Annotated in this window: 12 protein-coding genes and 1 riboswitch; of the genes, 7 read left to right on the top strand and 5 right to left on the bottom strand. The window is 61.0% G+C overall.

The window, feature by feature from the left end; all coding sequences use genetic code 11:
• Positions 1 to 5 precede the first annotated feature (5 nt).
• The 5 genes from msbA to CKW32_RS22935 all read left to right on the top strand — a co-directional run bounded on the left by msbA (position 6) and on the right by CKW32_RS22935 (position 5,729).
• Positions 6 to 1,814 (top strand): lipid A export permease/ATP-binding protein MsbA, encoded by a 1,809-nt coding sequence (msbA, locus tag CKW32_RS22955; protein WP_032890412.1) that lies wholly within the window; start codon positions 6 to 8, stop codon positions 1,812 to 1,814.
• A gap of 153 nt (positions 1,815 to 1,967) precedes the next feature.
• Positions 1,968 to 2,672 carry a sulfotransferase family 2 domain-containing protein gene (locus CKW32_RS22950; protein ID WP_095186169.1) on the top strand — a complete coding sequence of 235 codons (705 nt, stop codon included), beginning with the start codon at positions 1,968 to 1,970 and terminating at the stop codon, positions 2,670 to 2,672.
• Positions 2,665 to 3,273 (top strand): adenylyl-sulfate kinase, encoded by a 609-nt coding sequence (gene cysC, locus CKW32_RS22945; protein WP_095186082.1) that lies wholly within the window; start codon positions 2,665 to 2,667, stop codon positions 3,271 to 3,273. The genes CKW32_RS22950 and cysC overlap by 8 nt, the downstream gene beginning before the upstream one ends.
• A 103-nt stretch (positions 3,274 to 3,376) precedes the next feature.
• Positions 3,377 to 4,801, top strand: coding sequence for a bifunctional D-glycero-beta-D-manno-heptose-7-phosphate kinase/D-glycero-beta-D-manno-heptose 1-phosphate adenylyltransferase HldE (gene hldE, locus CKW32_RS22940; protein WP_032890418.1), 1,425 nt, complete (start codon positions 3,377 to 3,379; stop codon positions 4,799 to 4,801).
• Complete coding sequence (locus tag CKW32_RS22935; RefSeq protein WP_095186081.1) at positions 4,794 to 5,729, top strand: NAD-dependent epimerase/dehydratase family protein; 936 nt, start codon at positions 4,794 to 4,796, stop codon at positions 5,727 to 5,729. The genes hldE and CKW32_RS22935 overlap by 8 nt, the downstream gene beginning before the upstream one ends.
• 51 nt (positions 5,730 to 5,780) lie before the next feature.
• On the opposite strand, the gene CKW32_RS22930 is transcribed toward CKW32_RS22935, so the two are convergent.
• From CKW32_RS22930 to CKW32_RS22915, 4 genes are read right to left on the bottom strand one after another with little or no spacing between them, the layout of a single operon-like run.
• Entirely contained in the window at positions 5,781 to 6,740 is a 960-nt protein-coding gene (locus tag CKW32_RS22930; RefSeq protein ID WP_032890421.1) for a hypothetical protein, read from the bottom strand.
• 41 nt (positions 6,741 to 6,781) lie between these two features.
• Complete coding sequence (locus tag CKW32_RS22925; RefSeq protein ID WP_032890423.1) at positions 6,782 to 7,594, bottom strand: aldo/keto reductase; 813 nt, start codon at positions 7,592 to 7,594, stop codon at positions 6,782 to 6,784.
• The gene (locus CKW32_RS22920) at positions 7,591 to 8,766 is read right to left on the bottom strand and encodes an FAD-binding oxidoreductase (protein WP_032890424.1); all 1,176 of its coding nucleotides are present in this window, start codon (positions 8,764 to 8,766) and stop codon (positions 7,591 to 7,593) included. The genes CKW32_RS22925 and CKW32_RS22920 overlap by 4 nt, the downstream gene beginning before the upstream one ends.
• Before the next feature lie 55 nt (positions 8,767 to 8,821).
• Positions 8,822 to 9,157: a multidrug efflux SMR transporter gene (locus tag CKW32_RS22915; protein WP_032890426.1), complete on the bottom strand. Its 336-nt coding sequence runs from the start codon at positions 9,155 to 9,157 to the stop codon at positions 8,822 to 8,824.
• Positions 9,158 to 9,254: 97 nt separating this feature from the next.
• Between CKW32_RS22915 and CKW32_RS22910 the strand changes: the two genes are divergently transcribed.
• Both CKW32_RS22910 and waaA read left to right on the top strand, forming a co-directional pair.
• Positions 9,255 to 10,145, top strand: a complete 891-nt coding sequence (locus CKW32_RS22910; RefSeq protein ID WP_095186080.1) for a LysR family transcriptional regulator — start codon at positions 9,255 to 9,257, stop codon at positions 10,143 to 10,145.
• 23 nt (positions 10,146 to 10,168) lie between these two features.
• Positions 10,169 to 11,446, top strand: coding sequence for a lipid IV(A) 3-deoxy-D-manno-octulosonic acid transferase (gene waaA, locus CKW32_RS22905; RefSeq protein ID WP_095186079.1), 1,278 nt, complete (start codon positions 10,169 to 10,171; stop codon positions 11,444 to 11,446).
• Between the two features lie 122 nt (positions 11,447 to 11,568).
• Here waaA and CKW32_RS22900 read toward each other — a convergent pair whose 3' ends face one another.
• Positions 11,569 to 13,008, bottom strand: coding sequence for a TolC family outer membrane protein (locus CKW32_RS22900; RefSeq protein ID WP_095186078.1), 1,440 nt, complete (start codon positions 13,006 to 13,008; stop codon positions 11,569 to 11,571).
• Positions 13,009 to 13,204: 196 nt separating this feature from the next.
• Positions 13,205 to 13,310: riboswitch (TPP riboswitch) on the top strand.
• Positions 13,311 to 13,329: the final 19 nt, after the last annotated feature.

Genomic DNA, 13,329 nt, shown 5'->3' with positions numbered 1-13,329 from the left:
GACACATGAGTGACGCACCGCCCAAAGCGGACCAGGAATCCAGCCTGAAAATTTATTTCCGGCTGCTGGGCTATGTGAAACCGTACCTCGGCATGTTCCTGCTGAGTATCGTGGGCTTCGTGATCTTTGCTTCGACCCAGCCAATGCTCGCCGGGATTCTCAAGTACTTCGTGGATGGCTTGAGCAATCCCGATGTGGTGTTCCTGCCCAAGGTTCCGTTTTTCAAGGACCTGAAGTTGCTGATGGCCGTGCCGCTGCTGATCATCCTGATCGCCGCGTGGCAAGGCCTCGGGTCTTTCCTGGGCAACTACTACCTGGCCAAGGTTTCCTTGGGGCTGGTGCATGACCTGCGGGTCCAGCTGTTCAACAAGCTATTGGTGCTGCCTAACCGCTACTTCGATACCCATAACTCGGGGCACCTGATCTCACGCATCACCTTCAACGTGACCATGGTCACCGGCGCTGCCACGGATGCGATCAAGGTCGTGATCCGCGAAGGCCTGACGGTGGTGTTCCTGTTCGGTTACCTGCTGTGGATGAACTGGAAACTGACCCTGGTGATGCTGGCGATCCTGCCGCTGATCGCAATCATGGTCGGCAGCACCAGCAAGAAATTCCGCAAGCAGAGCAAGAAGATCCAGGTGGCGATGGGTGACGTGACCCACGTCGCCTCCGAGACCATCCAGGGCTACCGTGTGGTGCGCAGCTTCGGTGGCGAAGACTATGAGCAGCGTCGCTTTGCCGCCGCCAGCCAGGGCAACACCGACAAGCAATTGCGCATGAACAAGACCGGTGCGGTCTATACGCCGATGCTGCAGCTGGTGATCTACACGGCCATGGCTGTGTTGATGTTCCTGGTCCTGCTGTTGCGCGGTGACGCCACGGCAGGCGATCTGGTTGCCTACATCACCGCGGCGGGCCTGCTGCCCAAGCCGATCCGCCAGTTGTCGGAAGTCAGCTCGACGATCCAGAAAGGCGTGGCGGGTGCCGAGAGCATCTTCGAACAGCTGGATGAAGTGCCTGAAGTCGACGGCGGTACCGTGGAGCGTGATCGCGTCAGCGGTCGCCTGGACGTGCGCAACCTGAGCTTCACTTACCCAGGTACTGAACGCGAGGTGCTCAAGAACATCAGCTTCAGCGCAGCCCCTGGGCAGATGATCGCTCTGGTTGGCCGCTCAGGCAGCGGCAAGTCGACCCTGGCCAGCCTGATCCCGCGTTTCTACCATCATGAAACCGGGGAAATCCTGCTGGACGAGGTGGAGATTGAAGACTACCGCCTGCGCAACCTGCGCCGGCATGTAGCCCAGGTTACCCAGCACGTGACTCTGTTCAACGACACCGTGGCCAACAACATCGCCTATGGCGACCTGGCCGACGCGCCGCGTGCCGACATCGAGAAAGCTGCGGCCGATGCCTACGCCATGGACTTCATCTCGGAGCTGCCAAAAGGCCTGGACACCGAGGTCGGTGAAAACGGCGTGCTGCTCTCCGGTGGTCAGCGCCAGCGTCTGGCAATCGCCCGGGCCCTGCTGAAAAATGCCCCGCTGCTGATCCTGGATGAGGCGACATCGGCGTTGGATACCGAGTCCGAGCGGCACATTCAAGCTGCGTTGGATAAGGTCATGAAAGGTCGCACCACCCTGGTGATCGCGCACCGTTTGTCCACTATCGAGAAAGCCGACCTGATTCTGGTGATGGACCACGGTGAAATTGTCGAGCGTGGTACGCATGTCGAACTGCTCGCCAAAGGCGGCTACTACTCGCGGTTGCATGCGATGGGGCTGGACGAGCCGGTCGCGAACAACATCACCTGATCCGACGGGGCGCGCAATGCGCCCCGTTGTTTGTATCGAGTTCCTTACAGGGCTTGACCAAAGCCAAATAATTCGTTGCCTATCGTTTGTTATGTTGGCCTTCTCGATTCGAATGACGAACGAGAGGGCTAACCTTCTTGCGTGGGTAATGGAATCTTGCAACGTCTGTTCTGGAAAATGCTTCCCAAGCACCAGAGGGTGTTTCTGCTGGGGCGTTTGTCGGTGGTTGACCGTCAGGCGGTGAACAAATCCCTGTCTGGGGTGACCACCCTTAATCCCGCGTTCGAGCGACACAAGTGCGTGTTTATCCATGTGCCAAAATGCGCCGGCAGCAGCGTGTGCTCGGCGCTTCTTGATGGCCGCTGGCCGGGGCATCTGCCGTATTACTGGTATCAGCAGCAGTTTCCCGAACACTGCGAGCGCAGTTTCAAGTTTGCCTTTGTGCGTGACCCGCTGGAGCGGGCTTACTCGGCCTACACCTACTTGCGCGGCAACCACATGGGCGCCCGCGACGTGCAAGCCCAGGCCCTGGTCAGCAGCTACCGTGACTTCGACCAATTTGTGGCCGGCTGGCTGCACCCGGACAACCTGCGCCGCCAACTGCATTTCGCGCCCCAGACCGACTTTCTGGTTGATCACCTGGGCGGGATGGCTATGGATTTTCTCGGCCGTCAGGAATCGCTGGAACAAGATTTCCAGCACCTGTGCGAGCGCCTCGGCGTGACCTCATCCCTGCCACATCTGAATGTTTCACTGGGGCGGCGCAGCGAGCCGGTCAGGGCGTTCTGCTCGGTGCGTACGCGCCGTTTGGTCAGGCGCGCCTATCAGCGTGATTACGAGGTGTTGGGTTATGAATAACCAGTCGCTTGCCAGTGGGTCCGCTGCCATTCGTCCCTTTGCCCTGTCGTTGTCGGCGGCGGCACGGGCCGCGCTCAAGCATCAACAGCCGTGCTGCCTGTGGTTGACGGGGTTGTCCGGTTCCGGCAAGTCGACCCTGGCCAATGCCCTTGAGGTGCAACTCAACGAGCAGGGCCGGCACACCTTTGTGCTCGATGGCGATAATTTGCGCACGGGGTTGTGCAATGACTTGGGCATGAGCGATGCGGCGCGCAAGGAAAATATCCGGCGCATTGGCGAAGTAGCGCGGTTGATGGTCGATGCGGGATTGATTGTGATTGTGTCAGCGATCTCGCCGTTCAGCGTTGATCGGGCAACCGCCAGGGCGCTGTTCGGGCCGGGGCAATTCTTTGAGGTTTACATCAGCACGCCGTTCGACGTGTGTGCTCGGCGTGACCCCAAGGGCTTGTACCGAGCGGCGTTGGATGGGCGTATCAAAGCGTTCACCGGTTTGGACAGCCCCTATGAAGCGCCGAGCGCGGCTGACTGTGAGATCAACACCGATGAGGTCGAGCTGGCCGATGCCGTTGAGCAGATCCTGGCGGTTTTGTTTAAAAAATAACCAGTTTTGGCGCATGGCGCATTGCGGATAAAGCTCTCGAACTAGGCAGCGCTCACCCTGTGCTAATATCGCGCCCCTGTTCATTTTGTATGTGGGTTGCTCCATGAAGTTGTCCATGCCGCGATTCGATCAAGCCCCTGTCTTGGTGGTCGGCGATGTCATGCTCGACCGTTACTGGCATGGCGGTACCTCACGGATTTCCCCTGAGGCGCCGGTACCGGTAGTCAAGGTCGAGCAAATCGAAGACCGTCCGGGTGGCGCTGCCAACGTTGCCCTCAATATTGCCGCCCTCGGCGCCCCGGCCTCCCTGGTGGGTGTGACCGGCGACGACGAAGCCGCCGACAGCCTGGCCAACAGCCTGCGCGGTGCTGGCGTGCGTGCGCTGTTCCAGCGCATTGCCCACCAGCCTACCATCGTCAAGCTGCGGGTCATGAGCCGTCACCAGCAGTTGCTGCGTATCGATTTCGAAGAACCCTTCGCCACCGACGCCTTGGCCCTTAGCGGTCAGGTCGACGAGTTGCTCGAAGGCATCAAGGTGCTGGTGCTGTCCGACTACGGCAAAGGCGCGTTGAAGAATCACCAAGTGCTGATCCAGGCCGCCAAGGCCAAGGGCATCCCGGTGTTGGCCGATCCCAAGGGCAAGGACTTCTCGATTTATCGGGGCGCCAGCCTGATCACGCCGAACCTCAGCGAGTTCGAAGCCATCGTCGGCGGTTGTGCCGATGAGCACGAACTGGTGACCAAAGGCGCGGCACTCATGGCCGATCTCGACCTCGGTGCCTTGCTGGTAACCCGTGGCGAGCACGGCATGACCCTGCTGCGTCCAGGCCACCCGCCGATGCACCTGCCGGCGCGGGCCCGTGAAGTGTTCGACGTCACCGGCGCCGGAGACACCGTGATTTCTACCCTGGCCGCTTCCATCGCGGCCGGCGAAGAGCTGCCTCACGCCGTGGCCCTGGCCAATCTGGCGGCGGGCATCGTGGTCGGCAAACTGGGTACCGCTGCCATCAGCGCACCTGAGCTGCGCCGCGCCATCCAACGCTCCGAAGGCTCGGAGCGCGGTGTGCTGACCATCGAGCAATTGCTGCTGGCGATTGACGACGCTCGCGCGCATAACGAAAGCATTGTGTTCACCAACGGCTGCTTCGACATCCTGCACGCCGGCCACGTGACTTACTTGGAGCAGGCGCGCGCCCAAGGCGATCGCCTGATCGTTGCGGTCAACGACGACGCTTCGGTCAGCCGCCTGAAAGGCCCTGGCCGTCCAATCAACAGCGTCGACCGGCGCATGGCCGTGCTGGCTGGGTTGGGTGCAGTGGACTGGGTGATCAGTTTCCCTGAAGCGACCCCGGAAAATCTGCTGGCTCAGGTCAAGCCGGACGTTCTGGTCAAGGGCGGCGACTATTCCGTCGACCAGGTGGTCGGTGCGGATATCGTCAGCGCCTACGGCGGCAAGGTCAAAGTGTTGGGTCTGGTTGAGAACAGCTCGACCACGGCGATTGTCGAGAAGATCCGCAATAATGAGTAAGGCTGATCCGTTGGTTCTGATCACCGGTGGCGCGGGCTTTATTGGCTCGCACCTCGTGGATGCCTTGCTAGCTAAGGGCTACGCGGTGCGTGTGCTGGACAACTTGTCCACAGGCAAACGCAGCAACCTGCCGTTGCACAACCCGCTTGTCGAGCTGCTCGAAGGTGATGTCGCCGATGCCGGGCTGGTTGCGCGTGCCGCTGTTGGCGCAACGGCGGTGGTGCACCTGGCGGCGGTCGCGTCCGTGCAGGCCTCGGTGGATGATCCAGTCAGCACGCACCAGAGCAATTTCGTCGGTACCCTGAATGTCTGCGAAGCCATGCGCAAGGCAGGCGTCAAGCGCGTGGTCTTTGCATCCAGCGCAGCGGTGTATGGCAACAACGGCGAAGGTGCTTCGATTGACGAAGAGACTACCAAGGCGCCGTTGACGCCCTATGCGTCCGATAAGCTGGCCGGCGAGCACTACTTTGATTTCTATCGCCGCCAGCATGGTCTGGAGCCGGTGATTTTCCGCTTCTTCAATATCTTCGGGCCGCGCCAGGACCCGTCGTCGCCATACTCCGGCGTGATCAGTATCTTCAGCGAACGTGCACAGCAGGGTTTGCCGATTGCCGTGTTTGGCGATGGCGAGCAAACCCGCGACTTCATGTACGTGGAAGACCTGGTTGACGTGTTGGTGCAGGCGATCGAAGCGCCGCAGGCTCCTTTGGGGGCGATCAACGTGGGCTGGAACCGTACCACTACGCTCAAGCAAGTGCTGCAGGCGCTGGAAGAAGCGGTGGGCTCCTTGCCATCCGTGACTTACGGGCCGGCGCGGTCGGGGGATATTCGGCATTCACGGGCGAACAACCAGCGGTTGTTGGCGAGTTTCACGTTGCCGGAACCTACCCCGCTGAAAGTCGGCCTGGAACGACTGCTTAACGGCTAACCCCAATCTAATGTGGGAGTGGCAATCCCTCTCCCACATTTAGATTGCAGTTTAGCCCTTGGCCTTTTTCTTCGGCACGATCTTGCGCAACACGCGCCGCGCCAATCCCTTCAACTTCGACTCCTTCTCCGGCTCCGCCAGACCTTGCTGTCTCAGCCAATCCTTCCAGCGAATGCGCTCTTCCCGCACCAGCCAGCCTTCCTGCTGGGCGAAGCTTTCCGCCAGGTACAAACCCCGCGTACTGGCCGGGTACAGTTGGTCTTTCTTCACGGTGTACAACTCGGGAAGGGGCTGGCCGTCTTTTAGCGGCATCAGGTACAAGTCCGGACGCTTGCGGTCCAGGCGCGCGACCAACTGGTCGCCTTCCAGGCGCTCATCCACATGGAACAGGCTCAGCGACTTGGCTTCCTTCGGCACTTCCAGGCGAAGGTCGTAGATCAATTGCAGCGATGCCGTGGGCAAATGCACATAGGCCCGTGGTCGTTCGATCAACTGGGTGGTGGCGCAACGCACCGGGCGGGCCGCACCGGATAGCGGGCTCAGGCGAAACGGCAGCGCTTCGCGGTAATGCAGCGCCGCGGAGTAGGGCGCCGGCAGCCAGGTGTCATTGAAGCGCCCGCCGAGCCAGCCTTCGGGTGTTTCCAGCAGGCACTCTTCAGCAATTTCCTGGATGGCGGTGTGCAGTGGCAGATTCAGCTCGTGGGCCGGGACGTAGCCGGAGATGAGCTTGAGCACCACATCACCACGGTCCTGGCGACGCTGGCGCACCAGCACCCAGTAATCGCGGTTTTGCCAGTGCAGGGTCAAGCGTACCGACACGCCGAGGTTGGCCAGTTCCAGCACGAAACGTTCCGAGTCTGCCACCTCCACCGGCTTGCGCCGTTGCAGGGTCTGGGCGAAGTTGAGCGGCATGCCCACGCTCTGATAGCTCAGGCCTTCAGGGGTGGCTTCGACGTGCAGCGGCAGTGTTTTAAAGTTGCTGGGGTTTTTTCTTATGAGCGTTCGCGGCATGTCGGCTCCTTTTTGCGACGGGGTCGGCCGCGTGGGCGGCATCAGAGTTGACGAATGACCTTGGCAGCGGTCGCCACGTTATGGGCCAGGTGCAGCGGATTAATGGTCCCGACAATAGCACTGGCGACGCCGGTTTGCGCAAACAACAGCATGAAACTGGCATGTATTGGATCCATTCCGGGCTCCAGGCAAACGTGGCCGCTGGCCAGCGCCTTTTTGACCAGGATGCCCTTGCCATGGGCCGCTGCATAATCAATGACGGCTTTCTCCGCCTGTTCGTTCAAATTGTAGGTAACCATCGCGCAATCACCTTGTTCCAGAGCCTTCACGCCGCCTTCGACGGTTTTGCCGGAGAAGCCGAAACCGCGAATCTTGCCCTCTTTTTTCAGCTCTGCGAGGGTCTGGTAGACCTCGCACTCGTTGAGGATGTGCAGGTCGTTACCATCGGAATGCACCAGCACCAGGTCGATAAAATCCGTTTCAAGTCGTTTCAAGCTGCGCTCAATGGACAGCCGAGTGTGGGCGGCGCTGAAATCGTGCTGGGAGACACCATTTTCGAACTCTTCACCTACCTTGCTGACGATCACCCAATCCTTACGCTGGTCGCGTAACAGCGGCCCCAGGCGTTCTTCGCTGCGGCCATAGGCAGGGGCGGTGTCGATCAGATTGATGCCAAGCTGACGAGCCTGGCGCAGTAGCATTCGCGCTTCGTCGTCATCCGGAATCTGGAAACCGTTGGGGTATTTAACACCCTGGTCGCGGCCCAGCTTGACGGTGCCCAGGCCCAGCGGCGATACCAGAATGCCGGTGCTGCCCAAAGGGCGATGCAGGTCGTGCAAAGTTGGCAGGCTCATGGCAACAGTTGCTCCCAAGCTGGAACGCCGAGGGCGGGTTTTGGCAGGTCCGGCAGCGGTTCAGCTGCGCTTGGGCGGATGCCGTCACGTTCGAGGCTGTTAATTACGCGATCGGCGAAGTCAGGCGCCAAGGCCAGTTTGGTCGGCCAGCCCACCAGCAGGCGACCTTCGTCGGCGACAAAGGCGTTGTCGGGACGGCTGAGGCCTGATTGCAGCGGTTCGGCGCGGTCGACGCGCAGAGTGGCCCAGCGGGTTTGGCTCATGTCGATCCAGGGCAGCAATTGCGCGAGTTCTTTCTGGGCGGTGGCGATTTGTTCCTCGGGCGTACGTGCAACGCCGTCGGCCTCGGCAATATCACCGCCCATGTACCACACCCAGTTGCCATCGGCAGCCGGGTGGGTGGTCACGGTGATACGTGGCTTGGTGCCGCCGCCCAGACAGTGAGCGTACAGCGGCTTCAGGCCTGGGCCTTTGGCGATGATCATATGCAGTGGCCGTTTTTGCATGGCCGGATTGTTCAGGCCAAGGGTGCTCAGCAGTTCAGCGGTGCCGCCGCCAGCGCTCAAGACAATGCGCTGGGCGCGGATTTCACGGCCATCCACCTTCAAGCCCACCAGCGTGTTGGCGTCCAGCAGCGGTTCGATATGTTGACCTGCAAGCAGGCCGTCACCGGCAAGCTGCGCGAGGCGTTCGATCAGGCTTGGTACATCAACCACCAACTCGGCCAGGCGATACACCTTGCCCTTGAAGCGGCGGTCTTGCAGCGCCGGTGGCAGGTCGTCGCCCTTGACCTGATCGACACGGCCACGCACGGCCTTGCTGGCAAAAAAACTGGTGAGGTTGCCGGCGAGGGTACCGGGGGACCACAGGTAATGGGCTTCGGACAGCAAACGCACGCCCGACAGGTCCAGTTCGCCGTTGCCCGCCAAGGCTTCACGCCAGCGGCGCGGCATGTCGGCAATCGCTTCGGAGGCGCCGGTAAGGGCGCCATGAAGGGCGTATTTCGCACCGCCGTGAATAATCCCCTGGGACTTCACGCTTTGCCCGCCACCCAAGGTGGCGCTCTCCACCACCACCGTGGAAAACCCCTGGCGGCGCAGCCGCGCATTCAGCCAGAGGCCGGCAACCCCGGCGCCGACAATCAGAACGTCGGTGGAAATAACGGATGGCATGGGCGACCTCAGTGTTCAAGACAAGAGGCGCAGTATACAGGCTGTTGAGTAGCGGTCAGTGCCCGGCGGTTTTCGAGAACAACTGGATGACCACCACGCCCAGCACAATCAGCCCCATCCCCAGCATCGCCGGGACATCCAGCTTCTGCCCATAGATAAACAGCGCCGCGATACTGACCATCACGATACCCATCCCGGCCCACACGGCGTAGGCCACACCCACCGGCACCGTGCGCACCACCAGCGTCAGCATCCAGAAGGCCACGCCGTAGCCGACGACTACCAGCAACAACGGGATCGGCGTGCTCCAACCCTTGATGGCTTTCATCGAGACGGTAGCGATCACTTCCGAGCAAATGGCGATAGCCAGGTAGTAGTAGGCAGGGTTCATGGCGTCAATCCTCGGTGTACAGCGCACTTGATAAGGTCGGCATTTTAGGGCTTTACCAGATGGGGTAAAGTCATTACCTATCCGATTTGAAGATGGGTTGGCCATGCAGTGGAATCTTGAACAGATGCGTCTATTTGTCGACGTCGCCGAGCAGCGTTCGTTTTCAGCGGTGGCGCGTGGGCAGCGCAAGGCGCAATCGGCGGTAAGCAATGGGATTGCATTGCTGGAAGCGGACTTGGGGGTGAGCCTGTTTGAGCGTAGCAGCGGGCGCCAGCCGCGCCTGACTGAAGCCGGTAGTGTGTTGCTGGAGGAAGCGCGCGAAGTGTTGCGCCAATGTGAGCGGCTCAATGGCCGCGCGCTGTCATTGACCCGTGGTGAAGAAGCCTGCCTGCGATTGGCTCAGGACGAGGCGATGTTGTTCCAGCCGGTGCTCGATAGCCTTGAGGCGCTGGCGGTGCAATACCCGTTGCTGGAAGTGCAACTGTCCAGTGCCGCCCAAGGCGACGTGGCGCGCAAATTGGTGGAGCGCAAGGCAGACCTGGGCCTGTTGTTCTATCACGACCAGATTCCCGAGGCCCTTGAGCGGCGCGTGGTGGGCAGTGTGGAAATGGTCACCGTCTGCGGCGTGAACCATCCGCTGGCCAAGAACGGGTACGTGACGTGCCAGCGCTTGGCCCAGTACCGGCAGCTGTTGATGTCGACTCAGACCAGTGTCTACCCCGGCAGCGAAGCAGCCAGTCCGCTGGTGTGGCGCGCCGACAGTTTCTACGTATTGGCCGAATGGCTGATGAGTGGGCTGGGCTGGGCCTGGTTGCCGCGGCATATCGTGCAATACCCGACCTATCAGCAACAAATGGTGGAGCTGGACAGCGAATGGACGCCGCCGGCCCTGGTCGTGGAGCTGGTATGGCGTCGCGACGAGCACCTTGGGCCTGCTGCGCGTTTCCTTGCCGAACGTTTTGCCGAGTGCCTGCGGGCGATTGATTGAAAAAGTGGGTAAACTCCGCCGCCATGAATAGAACTCTCTACAGCTGTCTGTTTTACCTGGCGCTGCCGTTGGTGGCTTTACGTCTGTGGCTGCGCGCGCGCAAGGCACCGGCCTACGCCAGGCGCGTGGGCGAGCGGTTTTCCTATGGCTTGCCGGTGATGCAGCCTGGCGGAATCTGGGTGCATGCCGTGTCAGTGGGCGAAAGCATTGCCGCTGCGCCGATGATCCGTGGGCTGCTGGAGCGTTATCCACAGCTGCCGATCACCGTCACTTGCATGACGCCCACCGGTTCCGAGCGGATCCAGGCGTTGTTCGCCAACGAGCCGCGTATCCAGCACTGCTATTTGCCCTATGACTTGCCGTGCGCCGCCAAGCGTTTTCTCGATCGCGTGCAGCCCAAGCTCGCGGTAATCATGGAAACCGAACTGTGGCCCAACCATATCCACGCCTGCGCCCAGCGCGGAATTCCGGTGGCGCTGGCCAATGCGCGGCTGTCGGCGCGCTCTGCCAAGGGCTATGGGCGTTTCGCCAAGCTGACGGCGCCGATGCTGGCTGAAATGAGCTTGTTTGCTGTGCAGACGCACACCGAGGCCCAACGTTTCTTGAGCCTGGGCGCGCGGCCGGAGACTGTGGAAGTGACCGGCTCTATCAAGTTCGACCTGACCATCGACCCGCAGCTACTTGAGCGTGCCGCCGCCTTGCGCGAGCAATGGGGCGCCAGCGAGCGTCCCGTGTGGATCGCCGCCAGTACTCACGAAGGTGAAGATGAAGTGGTGTTGGCCGCTCATCGTCAGTTGCTCAGCCACTATCCCAACGCGTTACTGATTCTGGTCCCGCGTCATCAGGAACGCTTCGGCCCGATGTTCGAGCTGTGCAAGCAGCAAGGATTTGCCACGGTGCGCCGTTCTACAGGCGAGCCCGTAAGCGCACAAACCTCAGTGCTGCTCGGCGATACCATGGGCGAGTTGCTGTTTCTCTACGCCCTCGCCGACAGCGCCTTCGTCGGCGGCAGCCTGGTGGCGACCGGTGGGCACAATCCTCTGGAGCCGGCGGCACTGGCCAAGCCGGTGATCATGGGGCCCCATGTGTTCAACTTCCTCGAAATCACCGCGATGATGCGCGAAGCGGGTGCGTTGCGTGAGGTGGATGACGCTGAAGGGTTGGCCGAAGCCGTGCGACAGCTGTTCGAGCTGCCGCAGGATGCGCGCAAGGTGGCGCAGGCGGGGCTCAAAGTGATGCAGGCTAATCAGGGCGCGCTGAAGCGGTTGCTGGATGGTTTGGGCCGATTGATCGCTCGCTGACCCAGCGCCGATCCAAAGGTAGGAGGGCGCTTGCTTCTGATAGCAGAGTGTCAGTCAAAACGACTGACCTGAAAGATTGCTATCGGGAGCAAGCCCCCTCCCACAGTTGTTTTGTCGTGTGCTCAGTATCCCGGGCGGGCCTTGAGTTGTTCGGCAGCGGCCTTGGCGAGGTCCGGCGGCAGGAAGTCCTTGTCCGGGTTGTAGTCCGCCTTGAGGTAGCGTGCCAGGTCTTGCAAATCCCCTGGGTTCAAGGTGCCCGCAGCCTGCTTCAAGCGCAGGTTGTCGAGGATGTAGTCGTAGCGGCTGTTGTTGTAGTTGCGCACCGACGAGTAGAGCTGGCGCTGTGAATCCAGCACGTCGACGATATTGCGCGTACCCACCTGGTAACCGATTTCCGTGGCTTCCACCGCGCTCTGGTTAGAGATGATCGACTGGCGGCGCGCTTGCACCTGTTCCACATCGGTGTTCACCGCGCGGTGCAGGTTGCGCGTATTTTCCACCACCTGGCGGCGCAGGCCCTCGCGCTGCTGCTCGGTCTGGCCCAGGCGTGAGTAGGACTCACGCACTTGCGAGCTGGTCAGGCCGCCGCTGTACAGCGGGATACTCAGGCGCAGGCCGATGGTGCGCTGCTCGACGTCGCCGCGATACGGCGTGCCGAAAGCATTCGGGTTGCTGAAACCGAGCGCGTCGTTGTCGCCTTTTTCGTATTGCGCCACTGCGTCCAGAGTCGGCGCATGACCGGCCTTGCGCTGTTTGAGGGTTTCTTCAGCGGCGGTGACGGCGTAGTTGCTGGCCAACAGATTCAGGTTTTGGCGGCCAGCGGTTTCGACCCACGCCTTGGCGTCGTTCGGCAGCGGCGGCAACACCGGCAACGTGTGCACGATGCCTTGGATCGAGTTGTATTGACGGTTGGTCAGCGTAATCAGCGCTTCAAAGGCGTCTTCCACCTGGCGCTGAGCCAGGATCCGGTTGGCGCGAGCGGTGTCGTAGCTGGCCTGGGATTGCAGCACGTCGGTCTTGTCCGACAAGCCCACATCGAAGCGCTCGTTGGACTGGTCCAGTTGGCGCTTGAATGCATTTTCTTCGGCCTTGGTGGAGGCCAGGTTGTCCTGGGCGCGCAGCACGGCGAAGTAACTTTCGGCGCTCTGCAGAATCAGGTTCTGTTCGGTGGCCGACAGTTGCAATGCGGCCTGCTCGTTGACGGCTTCGGCGGCTTGCAACTGGAACCAGCGGTCGGCGCGGAACAGTGGCTGGCTCAAGGTCGCGCGCCAGGAATGGGCGTCACGGTTGGCGGTGGCCGAGGGCGTGTCGATCTGGGTGCGCACATTGTTGATATCGGCACCAGCCGACAGATTCGGCAGCAACCCGGCGCGGGCCTGGGGTACCACTTCTTTTTGCGCACCGTATTGGGCACGGGCGGCGGCCAGGTCGGCGTTGTTATCCACCGCTTCCTGATAGACGCTGACCAGATCGGTTCTGGCAGACAAGGGCGCTTCAGCTGCCCAGACCATTCCGTTGGTCGCACAAGACACGGCAACAGCCAGTGAAAGTTTGCGCAGCATGAGGCGATCCCTAGTGTGAATATTACGGCGATAATTTAGCGCCCAAGGCTACGGCTGGTCATTTCTGGCGTCAAGCCTTGAGGCGGCATCCGAGTGTAGTGGCGCGACCCCGGCACAACAATCCTGTAATTGCGCCATTCATCACGCTGAATGCTCCACTGTTGGCAATTTGCCCACGCCATGGTCTAGACTGGCCGCGTTCTTGTCGGGGTGCCTTGTTGGAAGGCTGAGATCGGTAAATACCGGATCCCGTTGAACCTGATCAGGTTAACGCCTGCGTAGGGAACAAGATTTCTCGTCACCCGGCGAGTCCTCTTGTGC

Source organism: Pseudomonas sp. Irchel 3H9 (genome assembly GCF_900187495.1).
Lineage (GTDB): Bacteria > Pseudomonadota > Gammaproteobacteria > Pseudomonadales > Pseudomonadaceae > Aquipseudomonas > Aquipseudomonas sivasensis.
Note: the sequence above shows the minus strand (reverse complement) of the source record. Positions and strands in the feature narration are given on the sequence as shown.